Origin of the sequence: Methanogenium sp. S4BF, assembly GCF_029633965.1 — an archaeon.
In the GTDB taxonomy this organism is placed as follows: Archaea; Halobacteriota; Methanomicrobia; order Methanomicrobiales; family Methanomicrobiaceae; genus Methanogenium.
On sequence record NZ_CP091277.1, the window covers coordinates 1,385,636 to 1,402,560 of the forward strand.

The 16,925-nt window shown below is 53.6% G+C and carries 22 protein-coding genes; 4 read left to right on the plus strand and 18 right to left on the minus strand.

All coding sequences use genetic code 11. The features are described from left to right. Positions 1–224: 224 nt before the first annotated feature. The 3 genes from L1S32_RS06650 (at position 225) to L1S32_RS06660 (ending at position 3,581) form a co-directional block, all read left to right on the plus strand. Entirely contained in the window at positions 225–2,234 is a 2,010-nt protein-coding gene (locus tag L1S32_RS06650) for an energy-coupling factor transporter ATPase (protein ID WP_347403340.1), read from the plus strand. Continuing rightward, entirely contained in the window at positions 2,234–3,019 is a 786-nt protein-coding gene (locus L1S32_RS06655; RefSeq protein ID WP_278154248.1) for an energy-coupling factor transporter transmembrane component T, read from the plus strand. The genes L1S32_RS06650 and L1S32_RS06655 overlap by 1 nt, the downstream gene beginning before the upstream one ends. 154 nt (positions 3,020–3,173) lie before the next feature. Beyond that, positions 3,174–3,581, plus strand: coding sequence for a hypothetical protein (locus L1S32_RS06660; protein ID WP_278154249.1), 408 nt, complete (start codon positions 3,174–3,176; stop codon positions 3,579–3,581). Positions 3,582–3,774: 193 nt separating this feature from the next. Here L1S32_RS06660 and L1S32_RS06665 read toward each other — a convergent pair whose 3' ends face one another. Beyond that, a complete protein-coding gene (locus tag L1S32_RS06665; RefSeq protein ID WP_278154250.1) occupies positions 3,775–5,682 on the minus strand; it encodes a PEGA domain-containing protein in 1,908 nt (635 codons plus the stop codon). A 486-nt stretch (positions 5,683–6,168) separates the two neighbouring features. On the opposite strand from L1S32_RS06665, the gene L1S32_RS06670 reads away from it, so the two are divergent. Continuing rightward, complete coding sequence (locus L1S32_RS06670) at positions 6,169–6,936, plus strand: tetratricopeptide repeat protein (RefSeq protein WP_278154251.1); 768 nt, start codon at positions 6,169–6,171, stop codon at positions 6,934–6,936. A 309-nt stretch (positions 6,937–7,245) separates the two neighbouring features. Here the strand turns inward: L1S32_RS06670 and L1S32_RS06675 are convergent, their stop codons facing one another. The 17 genes from L1S32_RS06675 to rplX form a co-directional block, all read right to left on the minus strand. Further along, a complete protein-coding gene (locus L1S32_RS06675; protein WP_278154252.1) occupies positions 7,246–7,917 on the minus strand; it encodes a DUF6198 family protein in 672 nt (223 codons plus the stop codon). 113 nt (positions 7,918–8,030) lie between these two features. Next, entirely contained in the window at positions 8,031–8,558 is a 528-nt protein-coding gene (gene cmk, locus L1S32_RS06680) for a (d)CMP kinase (RefSeq protein ID WP_278154253.1), read from the minus strand. After that, on the minus strand, positions 8,558–9,181 hold the full coding sequence (locus L1S32_RS06685) for an EMC3/TMCO1 family protein (protein WP_278154254.1): 624 nt from the start codon (positions 9,179–9,181) through the stop codon (positions 8,558–8,560). The genes cmk and L1S32_RS06685 overlap by 1 nt, the downstream gene beginning before the upstream one ends. Positions 9,182–9,231: 50 nt before the next feature. Further along, the gene (locus tag L1S32_RS06690; RefSeq protein ID WP_278154255.1) at positions 9,232–9,801 is read right to left on the minus strand and encodes an adenylate kinase; all 570 of its coding nucleotides are present in this window, start codon (positions 9,799–9,801) and stop codon (positions 9,232–9,234) included. 8 nt (positions 9,802–9,809) lie between these two features. After that, a complete protein-coding gene (gene secY, locus L1S32_RS06695) occupies positions 9,810–11,243 on the minus strand; it encodes a preprotein translocase subunit SecY (RefSeq protein ID WP_278154256.1) in 1,434 nt (477 codons plus the stop codon). A gap of 27 nt (positions 11,244–11,270) precedes the next feature. Next, positions 11,271–11,696 carry an uL15m family ribosomal protein gene (locus L1S32_RS06700; RefSeq protein ID WP_278154257.1) on the minus strand — a complete coding sequence of 142 codons (426 nt, stop codon included), beginning with the start codon at positions 11,694–11,696 and terminating at the stop codon, positions 11,271–11,273. A 5-nt stretch (positions 11,697–11,701) separates the two neighbouring features. After that, complete coding sequence (locus L1S32_RS06705) at positions 11,702–12,163, minus strand: 50S ribosomal protein L30 (protein WP_278154258.1); 462 nt, start codon at positions 12,161–12,163, stop codon at positions 11,702–11,704. Continuing rightward, a complete protein-coding gene (locus L1S32_RS06710) occupies positions 12,163–12,780 on the minus strand; it encodes a 30S ribosomal protein S5 (protein WP_278154259.1) in 618 nt (205 codons plus the stop codon). The genes L1S32_RS06705 and L1S32_RS06710 overlap by 1 nt, the downstream gene beginning before the upstream one ends. 1 nt (position 12,781) lies before the next feature. Continuing rightward, positions 12,782–13,309, minus strand: a complete 528-nt coding sequence (locus L1S32_RS06715) for a 50S ribosomal protein L18 (RefSeq protein ID WP_278154260.1) — start codon at positions 13,307–13,309, stop codon at positions 12,782–12,784. Then, positions 13,309–13,761: a 50S ribosomal protein L19e gene (locus tag L1S32_RS06720; RefSeq protein ID WP_278154261.1), complete on the minus strand. Its 453-nt coding sequence runs from the start codon at positions 13,759–13,761 to the stop codon at positions 13,309–13,311. Before L1S32_RS06720 ends, L1S32_RS06715 begins: the two co-directional genes overlap by 1 nt. Beyond that, positions 13,754–14,200 (minus strand): 50S ribosomal protein L32e, encoded by a 447-nt coding sequence (locus L1S32_RS06725; RefSeq protein WP_278154262.1) that lies wholly within the window; start codon positions 14,198–14,200, stop codon positions 13,754–13,756. The genes L1S32_RS06720 and L1S32_RS06725 overlap by 8 nt, the downstream gene beginning before the upstream one ends. A 5-nt stretch (positions 14,201–14,205) precedes the next feature. Next, on the minus strand, positions 14,206–14,730 hold the full coding sequence (locus L1S32_RS06730; protein ID WP_278154263.1) for a 50S ribosomal protein L6: 525 nt from the start codon (positions 14,728–14,730) through the stop codon (positions 14,206–14,208). 11 nt (positions 14,731–14,741) lie between these two features. Continuing rightward, on the minus strand, positions 14,742–15,134 hold the full coding sequence (locus tag L1S32_RS06735; protein WP_278154264.1) for a 30S ribosomal protein S8: 393 nt from the start codon (positions 15,132–15,134) through the stop codon (positions 14,742–14,744). A gap of 13 nt (positions 15,135–15,147) precedes the next feature. Next, positions 15,148–15,321: a 30S ribosomal protein S14 gene (locus L1S32_RS06740; RefSeq protein WP_278154265.1), complete on the minus strand. Its 174-nt coding sequence runs from the start codon at positions 15,319–15,321 to the stop codon at positions 15,148–15,150. Next, the gene (locus L1S32_RS06745; protein ID WP_278154266.1) at positions 15,321–15,827 is read right to left on the minus strand and encodes a 50S ribosomal protein L5; all 507 of its coding nucleotides are present in this window, start codon (positions 15,825–15,827) and stop codon (positions 15,321–15,323) included. Before L1S32_RS06745 ends, L1S32_RS06740 begins: the two co-directional genes overlap by 1 nt. Next, positions 15,824–16,552 (minus strand): 30S ribosomal protein S4e, encoded by a 729-nt coding sequence (locus tag L1S32_RS06750; protein WP_278154267.1) that lies wholly within the window; start codon positions 16,550–16,552, stop codon positions 15,824–15,826. The genes L1S32_RS06745 and L1S32_RS06750 overlap by 4 nt, the downstream gene beginning before the upstream one ends. Beyond that, complete coding sequence (rplX, locus tag L1S32_RS06755) at positions 16,552–16,917, minus strand: 50S ribosomal protein L24 (RefSeq protein ID WP_278154268.1); 366 nt, start codon at positions 16,915–16,917, stop codon at positions 16,552–16,554. Before rplX ends, L1S32_RS06750 begins: the two co-directional genes overlap by 1 nt. Between the last annotated feature and the right edge of the window lie 8 nt (positions 16,918–16,925).

Here is a 16,925-nt window from a genome sequence, read left to right on the forward strand (position 1 = left end):
CGGCACACAACCGTCATCCCCTGAGATAATGCGTTCGGCACGGAACGGTGCCGGGCGTATGAAAAACAGGAGCATCACCTGTCTGATCGGATAGGCCACCCCCAATACATATATTACCATCAATGTACAAATATATACATTAATGATTCTCACATCCTTATTCACCACACCAGCCGGAGCGCATATGGGGGGAGATTGCCATAAAGTCGCGTGATATCGCCATCGTGGGCATTCTGCTTGCCATCGGCGCCATTCTCCGGTACCTGCTCAATATTATTCCGACAGCCATTGTGTCAAACCCTATCATCGCACTCTACTGTCTTGCAATCATCCTCATTCGCCCGAATGTGCGGGACACCATCGGGATCGGCATTGTGGCAGGCATCATCTCCGCTTTGATCAGCCACTCCATCTTCCCGCCGGCAAACCTCATCTCAGAGCCGCTGGGAGCGCTGGTCTGTATGGCCCTGTATTCAGCGACGCGAAAACACATCCCCGTCGCACCCACGGTGGCCACCCTCGGCGCCACCTTAGTGAGCGGGTTCTCCTTCATTACGGTCAGCATCATCGTCATTGCATCGGGCTTCATATCCGCACCCGGTGAAGGGTTTACGGTGGGCGCCTTCATCGTCGCGGTATCACCCGTCATCGTTCTCACGGCCATTGCAAACGCCGTCATCGCACAGGTGCTCTACATCCCGTCGTCAAAGATCCTGATGCGGGGGGCAAAGGGAGAGGACGTGCAGGTGCGCCCGGAGATGATGAAAGACGAATCGGACGACCCGGCCACACCGGCATTCCGGTTCACCGGCTTCTCCTACACCTATCCGCAGGGGACAGCCCCCGCTCTCACGGATGTGAACCTCACGATTCCGCGGGGAGAATGCGTGCTGGTGAACGGCACCACCGGCGCGGGAAAAACCACCTTCTGTCTGGCGGCAGCAGGCGTCCTCTGCCACGAATATGAAGGCAAGACGGTCGGCACCCTCTCCCTTTTCGGACGCGATGTGCAGGGCTATGAGGACATGGGCGACATCGGCAGGAAAGTGGGTGTCGTCTTTGACGATGCCGATGCACAGCTGATATTCACGACCGTTGAGGAGGAAGTCCTTTCCGGCCTTGAGAACCGTGGCCTTGAATCAGAAGAGGTCAAAACCCGTCTGGAGGAGATGCTGGCGTTCACCAGCCTCACTGACCTCCGCTACCGCGAACCCCATTCCCTCTCCGGCGGACAGAAGCAGCGGGTGGCCCTTGCAGCCACCCTTGCGTCCGGCACGGAATGCATTATCCTGGACGAAGCCACAGCAGAGCTCGACACCGCTGCGACAGAGAGCATCATCGCCATCCTCACCAAACTCAAGGACGCGGGCAGGACCATCATCGTGGTGGAGCAGAAACCGCGTGAACTCGCCGCCATCGCCGACCGGGTCATTACAATAGAAGGCGGCCGGCTCACCAAAGACGAGACGGCAGAGGCCTTCTTCGCCACCTATACCGATGAACAGCAGGTCAGCGGGGAACTGGTGGATACCGCATCTGTCGCACGGCCGTGCGAACCCCGGATTGCGGTGCACAATCTGGTGCACGCCTACGGGACGCACAAGGCCCTCGCAGGTGTCAGCATGGAGATCTGCCCCGGCGAACTGGTGGCCATCATCGGTGAGAACGGCTCGGGGAAGACGACCCTTGTCAAGCACCTCAACGGGCTTTTACGCCCGACATCCGGCACGGTGACGGTCTGCGGCATGAATGCGGCAGATGAGCGGGTCACCCGCCTCGCAGGGAAGGCGGGGCTGGTCTTCCAGAACCCCGACACCATGCTCTTTGAAGACACCGTTGAAAAGGAGATGCAGTTCGGGATGAAGAACATCGGCATCGACCCGGCCGCATCACAGGAGCGCATCGCCGAAGTACTGAAGATGGTGGGGCTGGGCGGCCGCCTCTCCCAGTTCCCCCGTGCGATGAGCAGAGGGGAGCGCCAGCGCCTCGCGATTGCCTGTGTGGTCGCGATGAAACCGGACGTCATCATCCTTGACGAGCCGACCACCGGCCTTGACCCGGAGGAAGCCGACCGCATCATGCACATTCTCCGGTCGCTCTCTGAGGCGGGCCACACCGTTCTGATGGTCAGCCACGACATGTCCATGGTCGCACGGCATGCACAGCGCATCATCCGGATGGACAGCGGAACAATCACATCAGACAGCACACGCATCGGCGGAGGTGCAGCATAATGGCAGAAATTCTTCAGTATAAACGAATTGACGGGGTATTCCACCGGATGAACGCACTCACGAAGATCTGCTTTTTGCTGGTGGTCATCGTGCTTGCCATCCTCTCCACCAACCCGGTGGTGCTCGCCAGTATCATCCTTCTGATACTCATGCTTGCCGTGGCCGGACGCTTTGGCCGTGAACTGCTCGCACAGGTGCCGATGCTCATCTTCCTGAGTGCGGGGCTTCTGCTTTTGACTGTGCTCACCATGCAGAGCGGAGAAGTGATCGGATACCTGATTCCAACCGCCGTGCCGGTCATCGGCGGCCACATCCCCATCACCACCGGGGCGCTGAACTTCGCCGCCATCCTCTCCCTGCGGTTCTTTGTGATGCTCTTTGCATTCCAGCTGATGATCATCTCCACCCAGCCGCGTGACCTGATCACCGCCCTGCAGAGGATGCACCTCCCGGTGGACTACTCGCTGATGCTCCTGATAGCCATCCGGTTCATCCCGAGCCTGCAGCTGGAAGGCAAGCGTATCCAGGAGGCACAGCGGGCACGGGCATACAACCCCGGTGCAGGGGTCAAAGGCAAAATAAAGGAGCTGACCCCCATCATCATCCCGCTCGTTTCAAACGCCCTCGGCAAGGCCAATGTCCTCGGTCTCACGATTGACCTCCGGGGACTGCGAACGATGTCCCGCACACCCGGCCTCGACCGCCCCTTCGGCACACCGGATTACCTGCTGGCGGTGCTCACTGTGGTTCTTGTCATTGCCGGGGCTGCGATGATTCTGGGGTGAATATTTCCATTATTTCCAATCACTCCATTTTTCATTCATTCCATTCTTACGCCGCATCAGGCCATACAGAAACTGACGTGGCAGACCGGCATCTCTGTTCAGACAGGCACCGGAAACCAAAAGCACTATCCTTTCATCAACCCTGAATCATCATATGCAGAACAGAACGGCGACACTGTTGGGATTCGGCCTCCTCACCTGGCTTGTCCCCTTTGCCATTTCCATCCCGCTCTACTCCCAAACCGACATTTTCCTCTTCAAGAGCATCATGATTGTCGTGGGCGCAGCCGTCGGGGCAGCCCTGCTTGTTCTCTGGTTCAGGGGAGTGCATGAAAACCACCTCAGGGAGGGTATAACGGTTGGCATCCTCTGGCTCATCATGAACTGGGCACTCGATATCGCCATCCTTTTGCCGCTCTCAGGCTCCCCGGCCAGCTCGTGGTTCGCGGAGATCGGGCTCAGATACCTCGTGATACCCATTATGGCCGTGACGGTGGGATATGCACTCCGGGATGCGGCAGGCGGAGAGAGGAAGGAGGACAGCAAGATGCCGTCATCCTGAGATATCCCGAAAATACGCAGAACAGAAGATACGAACTGACTGTCCCTCCCGTATATGACCCATCACACACGGGGGGTGGGTCTGCAGGGAGGGGGGCACCCCCCCCTTGCTCTGCGTAAATATCGATTAAAGGAAGATTCGAATCCTGCTACACACGGTTTGTTCCGGGTGAACTCTTAAAAAAAAGATTTTTTTATTCTTTCCTGCCCACGAGGGCAAGGACCGCACCGATAATGGCAAAGGCCGCCATTACAGGGAGAACAGGTGCAGGGCCCTGAGTGGTCGGGGGAACGGCCACGAGACCAAGCGCAACCGGCGTGCTCTGGCCGCCGGTGACAGTCACTGTCTGGGAGGCATCGGTATATCCGGTCTGTTTCACGGTCACGGTATGCGAGCCGGCGGGGATGTCCGGGAGGGTCACCGGGGTGATGCCCCGGAACGCATTATCAAGGTACACTTCCGCACCGGTCGGAGTTGAGGAGACGATGAGCTGTCCGGTCGTGTCAGGCGTGGGCGACGGCGCATTCGGTGTAAGCTGCGCATTCACGGTCATGACAGACCCGCCTTTTACGTACATCGTCTGGCTGTAGTCCTCGAAATCCGGATGCGTAATACGGATGGTGTGCGAGCCCTGCAACACACTTGTCAGGTCGAAATAGCTGTTGACCGGGGTCTGGCCCATATAGGTCCCGTCAAGGAATACGGCTGAACCACCCGGTGTGGACCCCACTTCAACAGACCCCAGGGTCGGATGCTGAGGGGTGAACGTCACGGTGACGGGCGTCTGCTGCCCAGCACTCACGGTGACAGTCGTGACGTACTCATTATACCCTCCCTTGTGCAGCCGGAGGGTGTGCAAACCGGGTGCAAGGTTGGTGACGACATTCGGGCTTTCGGCGATGAAGCTCCCGTCCACATAGATATCCGCCCCCTGGGGTGCGGTATTGACATTCAGGGAGCCCGTCTGCGGGGGATTGGGCGTCAGGTATGCATTCACCGTGACGGTCTGGCCAGCGGTCACATACACTGACGTCATGTATGACTGGTAGCCGTTCATCGTAATCTGAACGTTATGGCTGGTTCCCGCACGCACGGATGTAAAGGTGGCAGGCGTACGCTGCCATGTGCTGCCGTCAATGGTGGCAATCGCGCCGGAGGGGTGGGAGACAACCGTTATGGACCCATACGTCGGTGAGGGGGTCGGGTTCAGGGTTGCATACAGGTTCACCGTCTGTCCGTTTGCAGGCCACGCCGTCACCGGCCCGGTGAAGGTCGTGTAGCCGGATTTCCGGACGGTAAACGTCTGGTATGGCGTGCCGGTCGTCACGACCCCGGTATCGGAGAATCCCTGGACAATGGTGCCTCCCGGCATGGATGTGTCAAAGATAACCGCAGCGCCGTTCACGTTGCAGTTCACCCGCAGCCATCCCTTCTCAGAGCCGACGGGTGCATGAGTCGTGGGCACCGGCGTTGCCTGAGTCGTCGGCACAGGTGTCGGCACTGCTGTTGCCGGCGTGGTCGGGACGGTGGTCGGTACTGGCGTTACCGGTATCAGTTTCAGCGTTGCATCGATGGCAGCCTGCTCACCGGCACGGAGATCCTTTTCGGTAGTGTATCGCTCATAGCCTGTCATCGTGACCACAATGGTGTGAGAGCCGGATCCCAATTCCCTGCCGTTGATGGGAGTTACTCCGGCCGCTTTCCCGTCAATAGTGACCTCTGCTCCGGAAGGCGAGGACAGAATCGTCAGCCATCCAACCTGCGGCACCGGTTTTTCTGTTGCGGGTACCGTGGTGGGGACTGTTGTCGCAACGGTTGTGGGCACGGTTGTTGGTACCGGAGTGGCTGCCGTTGTCGCTACGGTTGTGGGCACGGTTGTTGGTACCGGAGTGGCTGCCGTTGTCGCTACGGTTGTGGGTACGGTAGTAGGTACCGGGGTGGCTGCCGTTGTCGCTACGGTTGTGGGTACCGGGGTGGGTGTCAGAGTCACCCCGCCACTGATCGGCTCTTCGGTCGCAACCGGTTCAGCCCCGGCTGCTGCTGCGGGAATCACCAGCATGGCAACAACGAGGACAGATATAAGTAATGCACCAATTTTCATAATTATACTTAATTGTTTTCCATTACTGGCGTTTAATAGTCTCGGAAAAGAGATATGGGTCAGGAATGCGGATGGGTTGGGAAGAAAGCCCCCACACTCATTATCAGGCTCGTCCCTGACATCAGAGAATACCTCAGTTTTATCCAAAAATGCCCGGCATCTGTGTGAGAGAGACAGGGCATATGAGAGAGTATATGAGAGACCGGAGGGCACCCTCCTGCTCTGAATAGCTGCGGGTAGTAAGTCCAAAATAGTGAGACAACAGCGAGCAGATACATAAAAAAAAAAACCCGTTTTTGTTGCTTGCCATTGGTGTTTTAAAGAAGTGCAACATGGCATTTAGCCTTGTTAAGGATAGATTCGGCAAATCCAAATTAAACACGATTAAATATCGATAATCTTAGATCTATTGCATATCAAATGAAGATTAAGACCCTCTTAGGCATAATTTTAATACTAGCAATTGCCGGTGTGATAATTCCGCCCATGATATCAGAAAACACCGAATTACGGTCAGGCATCGGGAATGGCCTTTCTGAAGTATTTCTTGAACAAAAAAAGTATGACATGGCAGTTGCATCGGCTGAATGGGTTCTGGAGACAAATCCGTCCGACATCGGGGCACGGGAAAAAAAGGCTGATGCACTGGCCAGCCTTGAACAGTATGAAGAGGCTGCAGCAATTCAGCAGTCCGTTGTGACAGACAAGGGAGCCGGGGCGACCCTGGACGACTGGAACAAACTTGCCGGACTGAACGCAAAGGCAGGTAATATCGAATCCTGTGTGGATGCCTATGAGACGGTGCTCTTCATGTATGATACTCCATACGCCGGAGGCGGAGCCGCATCGGGGGAACCAGACAGTTACCAGAGACTCACCTGTGAAAAAGGGGCGATACTCATTAAACTCCAGCGATATGACGAAGCCATCGCCTGCTACCAGTCGGCAGTCGATATGAACCCGTCTGATGCCTCGGCATGGATTGGTCTGGGGGATGCATACCTCTTTCAATCCCTCTATGATCAGGGCCAGTTAGCAGATCTCTACGCTGACCTGGGAAAAGCACCCCCGGAGAGGGATTCATCCGTGCAGAAGATGACCAGCTCATCGTTCGAGGCTCACAGAAAGGCGGTTGATGCATACCAGAAGGCAGTCGAAATTGACCCTCTCGTATATCCGGCAGTTGCAGCCAAGATCATGGGCAGTTATGAAAAGACGGTGAACAGTTACCAGGACATCCTGGAGAGTATGTAGGCAGGGGTGATCCACAGAGTATTCCTTAACCATATCTCCTCTTCTCAAAATACCAGCCGGGGTCATCCGGTACACCTGTGAAATACATGCGCATCATGAAAACTGCAGGACAGACACGGGTTGTACCAAACCGGTGCAAACGGAAGATGACGAAATTACCGGCTGAGATTGGCGTTCGAAACCAGCGCCGTTCACCCTGACATTCCGAACCCCTGAATGTAGAGCAGGGCCACCGGTGGCGGGAACAGCAGAATCAAAACAGGGATGCGGGACCTGCCGCCCCCGCCGGTTTCCCATTCGATGACGGAATCAGCGCCCCGGATGGAACAGACTGCCTCCCACATTAAAATACAGAAACAGCGTGCTAATTGCCGTTATAATATATCCTACAAGCAAAGCGGAAATGAGGGTCCCCTCTCCCAGACCCTTTATCGTCCCGAATGAGAAAAACGAGATTATACCTGCAGAACAGCAGAGTGTCATATCAAATGCCACCTTTACCGTTCCAAATTTTTTTCCGGCTTTGTTTGCAATTATTTTTACCACGGCATCACCGGGATAGACAAACGTATTGGATGAAACTTCCAGGTAAACCCCAAAAGCCAGCAGGATGCAGCCCAGTAATAACGTGATGATTTCCGCGGCATAAAAACCCGGATTCACAGAAGCGAACAGCAGCATACCCAGATCAATAAAAAATCCAAGAATAAGGCCGACAAAAACCTGAAGATACTGGATTCGGGGGAAATTTCTCCCCAGTATCAGAATCTCTATACAAAGAAAGAAAACACCCAGCAAAAATGCAAATTCTCCAAAGGTAACCGGAAATACCAGACAGAGAACATAGGGGACACTTGAAATCGGAGATGTCCCGAGGTATGATTTGGTGATCAGGCTTATTCCAAGGCCCATGAAAAATAATCCCGTGAGCAGGACTGCATAACGTGTAACGGTAGTTTTGATCGCTGTAGTGCCAACCATTTTCTTTCAGGATACTGCTACCCGTGGGCTTTTGCAGAGGATAAGAATGACCATCAGTGCACACGGGGAACGGATACCACCAAATACAAAATCAGAGAAAAAGAGAAGAAGAATTATTTTTTGATGCCCGCAATGGCCGCATCAACAATGGCGCCAATCTCATCGACCCCCCATACCTCAGAATTTATAACGAGGTCGTAGGGCGTGAGATCATTGATATCAATATCGTAGTATTTCCGGTATCTGCCAGCCTCGCAGTCCTCACGTTCGATGGTGAGTTCAACTGCTGTCTGCGGGTCGATCTCTTCCCTGTCAGAGATGCGCACAGATCGGCATTCAACAGACGCCGCCACCCAGATGCGGATATCAGCGTTATCAATCATGTGTCCTGCAAGTCGTCCCTCAATGATGATATTATCGCGTGCCTCGCCAATCTCCTTCTGGCGGGCATCGATCATCAGGTCCACAGATTCATCTTCCTCTGCCAGCCGTCCGAAGTCGGCCAGATTCATATTACGTTCTGCAGCAAGGCCGCGGAAAACCTCCCCTGCAGATATCAGACTGAAATTATGTTTATTCACCAAATATTTGGCAAGTGACGTTGTTCCGCTTCCCGGCGGGCCGCTCACCGTGATCCGCATCAGAGGCCTCCGATATTCAGTGCCTTACGGATCACCTGCGAGAGGCAGATGGAGCAGATCATATACCAGAGAATCCATGCCGGGAGGAAGAACGCGACATCATTGATCCCGATCTCCCCCAGATACGGGAAGACAATGGTCGGCATCTCCGTGATGATTCCGGCATCAAAGGAAGCCTGAACATTTGAAATCGTCCAGAGCATCCAGATAAAGATGGGAACCGTCACCAGCAGAATCCATTTCATCGGCTTGAACTGCTCCTGAGACATCTGCATCTGTTCTTCCATCATCCGTGCCCGCTTGTCATTGAGCTTTTTGAGTTTCTTCTCATCGCCTGCAAGCTGGGCTTCACGGTAAATCTTCTGGAATTCCTTCATCTTTGCCTGCACTGCCTGCATCTTCTCATAGTCTATCGTATACTTCTGGAGAAGGGATGAATAACATCCGGTAATCGATGCAAGAATGAGGATCAAAATAACCCAGAGATTGGGATTTTCAGTAACACCGATGACCGTTGCCATGGGCCCGAAGATAAAGTTCGCACCATACCCGATAGCATCACGAACCGGGGGTATGGAATATGCCCCCATCGCGATAAGCATGACAATGAAAAATGATGTCATGCCTCCCATGGCACTTTTTCCTGCTGATTTGCCGGATGTTGCGATATGCCTCACCTCAGAATCTCTTTGAGCTCTTCCACCGATTTCTCAAGCAGATTGTCAGCATTGACCACAACTTTCACCGTACATCCGGTCAGCATCGCATATGAGGCTGCCATTGCACGGTTAAACTGCTGGTGCTCACAGAGAGCACGGTAGCCTTCTGCATCACGGATACGGGTTTCATCGCCCATCCGCCGCATCAGGATCTGATCCTCATCGGTCTCGACAAGGACAACGATATCAGGCATCAGCTCTTTGAGCACCCATTCGGGAAGTCCTGCAAGATATCCCTTCGGTGTCTTCACCGTACAGTGCGTATCGATGATGACATTGCCTTCTGTCTTAGCGATGAACTGAGCTGCATTGCGCTGCAGTTCACGCTGTTTTGCCTGTTCGAGTTTCCGCATCTCATCACGGCTCTGCACGAGGCCCTGATTGGATGCGACATCGAACATGCACGATCCAAAATTAATATTCTGATACTCGACACCCTCGGATGCGAGTTCAGAAATTGTCTGATTGATGACGGTTGTCTTGCCGACTCCCGGTACACCGGTAATTACTACTTTTTTACCCATTCTCCACTTCACTCCTTGCCGAAGAACCCGCGCATGAACGGGTACATCTCCATGATCTGTTCACTTGCGACCTCCTCATACAGCCGGTATACAATACTGACTGTCAGCAGGAGACCCGTTCCTCCAACCATTCCGATGACACCAAAGTAGTTGGCAACCACACTGAGGAGACCCACAAAGACACCACCAATGACGGTGACACGCGGGATGTAGCGGTCCAGATATTTGACAAGGACCTGCTCTGATCTCCGGTACCCGGGGATCGACATACCGCTCATCTGGATCTGCCGTGCGACATGGGACGAGTCAAGGCCCGCTGTCTTCACCCAGAAGAGTGCAAAGATTGCGCCGCCGACCACCATCACGAAGAGGTCGAGACCCATTCTGATGATAATCTCCCAGATCGGGTGACCGACATCATATGCCCACCACATCCAGTCGGACGGACCGTTGATAGGTGCAAGGAAGTACATGATGCCGTTTATCGGTGTGTTGCCCTGGAACGTTCCCAGGATAGTGATCCCAAGATTGTTCAGGAACAGGCCGAGCATCTGGATGTTGGCCTGCAGGACACGGACAAGAATCATCGGCAGCACACTGGCGTAGATGAGTTTCACCGGGAAACGCCCGCGTGCACCACGTACAGACGCATGTGCAAGCGGAATTTCAATCCGTGTCGATTCCACATAGACAATCACAAGGAATATCGCAACAGTCGTAATCAAAGCGAGCATATCAGTGCCGAAGTACTCAAGGAATGGCGCACCATCCATGATGACCGCAAAGAGCCGCGGGAAGAACCCGACAGGGTAAGCGTCCTGCACCGCATTCCAGTTAAGGAACCCGTTGACAAGACCCTGGGAAACACCAGCAATGATAAAGAGACCGACGCCGGAGCCGACTCCCCATTTGGTAACGACCTCATCCATGAAGAAGATCAGTACCCCACCGATACAGATCTGCAGGAAGATAAGAAACGTCACAGCACCGAGATTTCCGCCAAATAATGCATTTGCAACGACCGGGTCAGGGGACAGGAATCCACCGATAACGTTCGGCAGTGCCTCAAGTACGATCATGACAAAGATCAGGAGCTTCTGTAAGCCCATGTACATGACCTGTCCGCGTGCATCACTGGTATCCAAATCCAACAGATCAGCACCCTTGAGGAGCTGAAGCACGATGGATGCAGTGACAATCGGCCCGATACCCAGATGGGCGATTGAGCCGCTCGCACCGGCTAAGAGGGCACGGTAGAACGAGAAAATATCCTGTGAACTCGGATCAAGCCCAAAAACCGGAATATTGGTCAGTACAAAATACAAAATCAGAATAGCAGCAGTCCAGATTAACTTGTTTTTAAAGTGGACATGCCCTTCCGGACTTCTCACTGCAGGCATTGCTGCCAGCAGCGGTTCTAATCGATCCAGCATCGCTCCCATAGTACAATTCACCAGAAAAAAAGAGAATCAGGCGTCCAGTGCCTGGCCACCGTTCTCTTCAATCTTTTGTCGGGCTCTGTCAGTAAATGACACAGCAGAGATGTTCATCTTCTTGGTAACTTGTCCGCCTCCAAGTATTTTATCAATACCGATTTGGCCTGCATCAATGACGATGGTATCTCCATCCATCTCTGCGTTTCCTGATGCCACAAGGGCATCTGCCATCTGGTCGATATCCCCGATGTCAACAGCGTCAACAGCAGACGGGTTCTTGTTCACAAACCCGTGCTTTCCGTTGTGGACATCATTGTTAACGAGGAAATGGGAGAACCGGTGGTCACGGTGACCTGCACGGCCTCTGCCACCACGGTTTCCGGCGCCACGACGGTTCTTGTGCGTTCCACCGCCGCATGTCCGTGATCCGCGATATTTTGAGCGTTTGTTTACTGGCATCTGACTCACCGCATCCTGTAGAGAAGTGAATTAATCTCACTTCCGTAGTTTCCGAGTGCACCGCCCTGCTGGAAGGTCCGCTTAATGGACTTGAATCCCTTGCGCGGAGGGTGGAGCCGGAGTACTGGCTTGAGTTCAGGCACATCAGTCATTGACGCTTCACCTGCACAGAGTGCAGCTGCGAATGCATTGATGTCCCCAAACGTTGAGTTCTCCTTCACATACTCATCGGTCAGGCGGATGTTTCCGGTCAGCCTGCCGCGGGTGGAGAGGACAGTCCCGAGGATCTCAGGATCAGCCTCGCCGTATGCGACGTAATCCTTAACCTTCCGGATCATACCGAGGTATGCCGGGGTGTCCGGAATAAGGACACAGTGGTTGATGTGGTGAAGACGGAGCATCTTCAGGGTATCTTTAATCTCCCTGCTGCAGTTTACGACACCGCGTACCTGTACTACCACATACATTACTCCATCACTCCTGTTCTGACGAGGTTTGAATTCTTCAGTGCATCAAAGGTAGCCTTTGCAAAGTTGATGGTTGTCCGGGTCTGTCCGAATGAGGAGGTCCAGATATCGGTGACGCCTGCAAGTACAAGAACCTTCTTTCCAATGTCACCGGTCACAAGACCGATACCCTGGGGTGCCGGAATCAGTGTGATGGTCACACTGCCTGCCTTCCCCTGGACACGCATTGGAATGGAGTGTCCTTCACCGCAGCCACATTCCCAGCTGCCGCATCCGCGCTTTACGCAGATGACATTGATTTTTGCATTTGCAATTGCCTTCTTGATGGCATTGCCGACCTGTGCGTCCTTTGCCTGTCCGTAGCCGATGTAGCCGTCACGGTTTCCCACAACGACGACAGCACGGAATTTGACACGCCGGCCACTGTCGGTCATTCTCTGAACCATGTTGATGTCAAGTACTTCATCCTCAAGGTCAGGGAGGAAATAATCGACAATACCTGGCTCTTTAATAGGTCTGCCGATGTCAAGCACTTCTTTCAGGCTTGTAAACTCGCCGGCAGCAACCTGTCTTCCGAGGCCTGTGATAGGAACCCATTCTTCCTGTTCATAGGCCATATTACTTCAGCTCCTTCATGATTGCTTCTGCTGCCTGTTCCACATTTGCAACAAGATCTGCTGCACGCTCAGGTGCATATGCTGCAATGTGTGCGCCCTTCAGCCTGTCCTCATCCGGAAGAATCGATTCACCGTGAGGGACATTCAGGCCGCCATCTACAGCGCCTTTCAGTGCCCCAAACACCTTCCCGCCAGGGGTTGAACGAATCAGACCAATGTCGAGGATGGCTTCTTCATAGCCTGCATTCTGTGCACGGACTGCAAAGAGCATGCCGGTCAGATATGCTGCAGGTGTGTTTCCGGTAGCACCGGTAAACCCGAATGCTTCCAAATCGTTTGAGTATGCCGCAACAAGTGTCCGGTCACCCTCAAGGGTAGCTTCTACCAGCTGGATGATGATCTGCCGGTTGGTCTTGCGTACGACCATACGCGGTTTCTCGGAGAGGAGAAGCCGCATCCGGGAGTAATAATCGGTCTTGCCCTCGTGTCTCCTTCTGAACGGGACAAAATACCGTGGTCCGGTTGCCATTAGTTCATCCTCCCCTGAATCTGCTCAAGCTGTGCTTTCATATGTGCCACACTGCGGTACTGACCGCCTGCTGCCTTCCGGTATATTCTGCGGTACAGCGTAGCATCAATGCTGCCGTCGTCACGCAGTATCCGGAGTTCACGCCGAATTGCACGGATCTTCTTGATCCAGACCCGCTTCGACGGTGTCCGTGCATTAGCGGCTCCTTTCCTGCGTCCATGACCCTTACAGTGGCCATATGCACGCTTTGCGGTGAGAAGACGGGCACGGCCACGGCTGACACCTTTTACCGGCTTTGCACGGATTGCGCCCTCTTCAATAAGACCGCGGATATCCTCACGTGAGATTGCATTTTCAATCTCATCTTCACGCTCGCTGTCCAGCCAGACACGGTTGACACCGCACTTCAGAACAGCTGCTGCGATACGACGCTGATTTTTGAGATCACTCATCAGAAGCCACCTCTTCCTCAACGTCCTCTTCCACAACCTCAGGCTCTTCTGCAGCCTGCATGGATGCGTCCTTCAGGTTGATAACCTTAAGACCAAGTGCAAGCGCCTTGTCCTGAATGACTTCGCGCTTCCGGTTGCCTACGGTGCCTCCAACACGGACTGCATGCATCTCGGGGCTGAGCCCTTCAAGGTCTGCAGGTGCGAACACGAGAATTTCTTCATATCCGCTGGGGTGAAGTCCACGAACAGCGACAGGGCTTCCGAACCCGGGTTTTGGGTGTCTGCCCTTTGCACGCTTATGCATGCGCTGCTTACTCTGAAGACCACGTGGGCGTCTCCATACATCATCCAGCTTCTTCTTTTGGGAAAGACACTGGCGTTTAAATGTTACCCGCTTTCCGGTGCGTGCACGGATAAGTCTCATCTTTTCGTCAGCCATCCTAATCACGCCTTCTCAATGATGTATATTCCATCCTGGAACACACGGGGATCACGGTTGCGCACATGCGTAGCCCGCTCAATACGGGCGGCTGTGGTGCCTACGAGTTCTTTATCGATGCCTGAGATAGTGAGTTCGTCGTTTCCGGTTGAAACGGTCACTCCCTCTGAAATCCGTGCAACCCGCGGCTGCTTCTCGCCGAGGAAATTGATAATCTCAAGAGCTGTCTCAGTCTTCTTGAGCTGGATAGGGAAGTGACTGTAAACCACTTTCATCTTATATTCATACCCTTCTGTAACCCCGGCGCACATATTGCGTGCAAGGGCTGCATAGGTCCCGATCATTGCAAGAATTTTCTTCCGTGTCGATGCAGTTGAAACGGTAAAAACCGTGCCATCGCAGGAGACATCTATGCCCGGGTAGCGCATATTCCGTGTGAGTTTTCCTTTGGGTCCCTCAACGATGAGGGTCGTCCCATCCATCGTTGCGGTGACACCCGCGGGAATCTCAACAGTACGTTCACTCAGCATTTAACACACCTTTAGTATACATACCCGAGCAGTTCCCCGCCGACGCCTGCTTTTCTGGCCTGCTCATGTGACACCACGCCCTTTGACGTGGACATCAGCAGAAGACCAAAATTCTTGGCCGGAAGGTACTGTGTCTCCCATTCTTCAAGCTCTGCCAACTTCACGGAGTACCGCGGTGAGATAACACCGCATTTGTTGATGTTTCCGTTCAGTTTCACATTGAACTGACCGCCACGGCCATCTTCAATGAGTTCAAATTCTGCAATATAGCCCTTCTCTTTCATGATGCCGAGCATTGAACCGAGAAGCCTGCCTGCCGGTTCAACGATACAGCTCGTCTTGCCGACATCGGAGGCGTTCTTGATGGTGCTCATTGCATCTGCAATCGGATTTAATCGTGCCATTATCCTCTGCCTCCTAGTTCATCTTCTTAAAGCCGATTTTAGCGGCATTGTCCCGGAAGCACTGACGGCAGAGCATAATATTGTGCCGGCGGACAAGCCCCTGCTTTCTTCCGCACATCTGGCACTCATTTGCACCACGACCGAATTTCTTCGGTGATGCACCGGATTTATTCCCCTGTTCTGCCATTAGATTACCTCTACATTGAATGCTTCATTCATGTACGCCACAGCGTCTGCTTTGGTGACACGCTGTTTTGTCGGGAGCTTTTTCTTCTGAATTGATCTGCGCACAATGCGAATGCCCTTGCGCTCAAGAACAACGTTGACATCCATTCCATAGATACCGATCATCGGATCGTAGCTCTGGCCCGGGAAGTCAGTGTGTTCCTCAATACCGAATGAGAAGTTGCCGGTTGCATCGAACTGGGAAGCTGAAAGTGTATTTTCTACAATTTCAAGGGCAGTGCGCACAAATTCCTCTGCACGGGCACCACGGAGGGTGACGCGGCATCCAAGCGGCTGTCCCTTCCGGATACCGAATGCAGGCTGGGTCCTCTTCGCATAGGCACGAATTGGAGTCTGTCCGGTAATAGCGGTGATAATGTTCTCTCCTTTGACGAGTTTGTCACCGGCTTCACCGACACCCATGTGCACGATGACTTTATCGACATAGAGTCCCTGCATTGGGTTCACTGTTCAATCCCCCATTCGCTGATTACAGACTCCTCGCGTCCGATCATAAAGACGTAGTTCTCAATCGTCTCGAATGCCTCACCGGTGCCGTCCTCTGCAAGAATGACACGGTTTGGAATACTTCCGGGAAGTACGTCAATCTGGGTTATTTTGCCGATCTTTCCGGAGTGGCGTCCACCAATGACCATTGCTGTGTTGCCCTCTTTAAAGGCAAAGTGGTCAGTGACTTCGAATTTGTTCTCCGGATTCATGGAGACGACAACAGAGTCTTTTGGTTTGTAGTCCTGTGTGTCGACGATGATGTTTGCACCGTAGCGGAGATTCAGCTGAATCTTTCCGCCCTTCACGATTGTCTTGTCTGCAATCTTGCAGAGGCGGCTCTGTGCTGCTTCTGCGGAGATGGGAACGGAGACAATATCGCCGCGCTTTGCACGGAGAATACGGAAGTACTTGTCCACAGACGGAAGAGCGATGATGTCAAATACACCGATACCCATCTTTGGGTCAGTGCAGACAGCACCGTTCACAAGCACTGCACGGCTCTTGAGGACACGCTTGACCTCGCTCATTGTGAGTGCGATTCCCATGTGGTCACGCAGCCACACTGCCATTGGCATTGCGCTTGCATTGTGAGGACCGGGTGCGGTCTTTGTCACAAATGTGTTCGTCTTCTTGGCAATACGCCATGAACCAGGGCTGTTGAGCCTCTTTAAGTGGTTCGACATTACTTCTTCGCCTCCAGCTTCTCCTCACGACGTTTGTCTTTCAGATTCAGTTTCACGATGCATACATTGGATGCATCTACCGGGCGCGGAACCTCAGTTCCGTCTGCACGGGTTGATGCAACACCGTGGACAATGATCCGCGACGTCTCGAGATCAACCATGTCAACAATACCTTCATCGCCGGCAAAGTCTCCACGAATGACACGGACGGTGTCACCGGTTACAACACGCACATTTCTGCGGCTGTACTGTTCCCGGAGTTCCTTTGAAAGCGGAGCATTCAGGAAACGACCCCTGGCATGAAGGGGTGCATTGTAGCGGTATTTGCGCTGTTTGCGCGGTTGTGTGCTTGCAATACGTACCATATTTCCTT

Coding starts and splice junctions, on each gene's coding strand:
- L1S32_RS06750 (WP_278154267.1), bottom strand. CDS start 16,552: ATGTCGAACCACTTAAAGAGGCTCAACAGCCCTGGTTCATGGCGTATT.
- L1S32_RS06660 (WP_278154249.1), top strand. CDS start 3,174: ATGCAGAACAGAACGGCGACACTGTTGGGATTCGGCCTCCTCACCTGG.
- L1S32_RS06725 (WP_278154262.1), bottom strand. CDS start 14,200: ATGGCTGACGAAAAGATGAGACTTATCCGTGCACGCACCGGAAAGCGG.
- L1S32_RS06675 (WP_278154252.1), bottom strand. CDS start 7,917: ATGGTTGGCACTACAGCGATCAAAACTACCGTTACACGTTATGCAGTC.
- rplX (WP_278154268.1), bottom strand. CDS start 16,917: ATGGTACGTATTGCAAGCACACAACCGCGCAAACAGCGCAAATACCGC.
- L1S32_RS06705 (WP_278154258.1), bottom strand. CDS start 12,163: ATGTATGTGGTAGTACAGGTACGCGGTGTCGTAAACTGCAGCAGGGAG.
- L1S32_RS06720 (WP_278154261.1), bottom strand. CDS start 13,761: ATGAGTGATCTCAAAAATCAGCGTCGTATCGCAGCAGCTGTTCTGAAG.
- L1S32_RS06735 (WP_278154264.1), bottom strand. CDS start 15,134: ATGGCACGATTAAATCCGATTGCAGATGCAATGAGCACCATCAAGAAC.
- L1S32_RS06665 (WP_278154250.1), bottom strand. CDS start 5,682: ATGAAAATTGGTGCATTACTTATATCTGTCCTCGTTGTTGCCATGCTG.
- L1S32_RS06700 (WP_278154257.1), bottom strand. CDS start 11,696: ATGCCAGTAAACAAACGCTCAAAATATCGCGGATCACGGACATGCGGC.
- L1S32_RS06670 (WP_278154251.1), top strand. CDS start 6,169: ATGATATCAGAAAACACCGAATTACGGTCAGGCATCGGGAATGGCCTT.
- secY (WP_278154256.1), bottom strand. CDS start 11,243: ATGGGAGCGATGCTGGATCGATTAGAACCGCTGCTGGCAGCAATGCCT.
- L1S32_RS06740 (WP_278154265.1), bottom strand. CDS start 15,321: ATGGCAGAACAGGGGAATAAATCCGGTGCATCACCGAAGAAATTCGGT.
- L1S32_RS06710 (WP_278154259.1), bottom strand. CDS start 12,780: ATGGCCTATGAACAGGAAGAATGGGTTCCTATCACAGGCCTCGGAAGA.
- L1S32_RS06690 (WP_278154255.1), bottom strand. CDS start 9,801: ATGGGTAAAAAAGTAGTAATTACCGGTGTACCGGGAGTCGGCAAGACA.
- L1S32_RS06655 (WP_278154248.1), top strand. CDS start 2,234: ATGGCAGAAATTCTTCAGTATAAACGAATTGACGGGGTATTCCACCGG.
- cmk (WP_278154253.1), bottom strand. CDS start 8,558: ATGCGGATCACGGTGAGCGGCCCGCCGGGAAGCGGAACAACGTCACTT.
- L1S32_RS06685 (WP_278154254.1), bottom strand. CDS start 9,181: ATGACATCATTTTTCATTGTCATGCTTATCGCGATGGGGGCATATTCC.
- L1S32_RS06715 (WP_278154260.1), bottom strand. CDS start 13,309: ATGGCAACCGGACCACGGTATTTTGTCCCGTTCAGAAGGAGACACGAG.
- L1S32_RS06730 (WP_278154263.1), bottom strand. CDS start 14,730: ATGCTGAGTGAACGTACTGTTGAGATTCCCGCGGGTGTCACCGCAACG.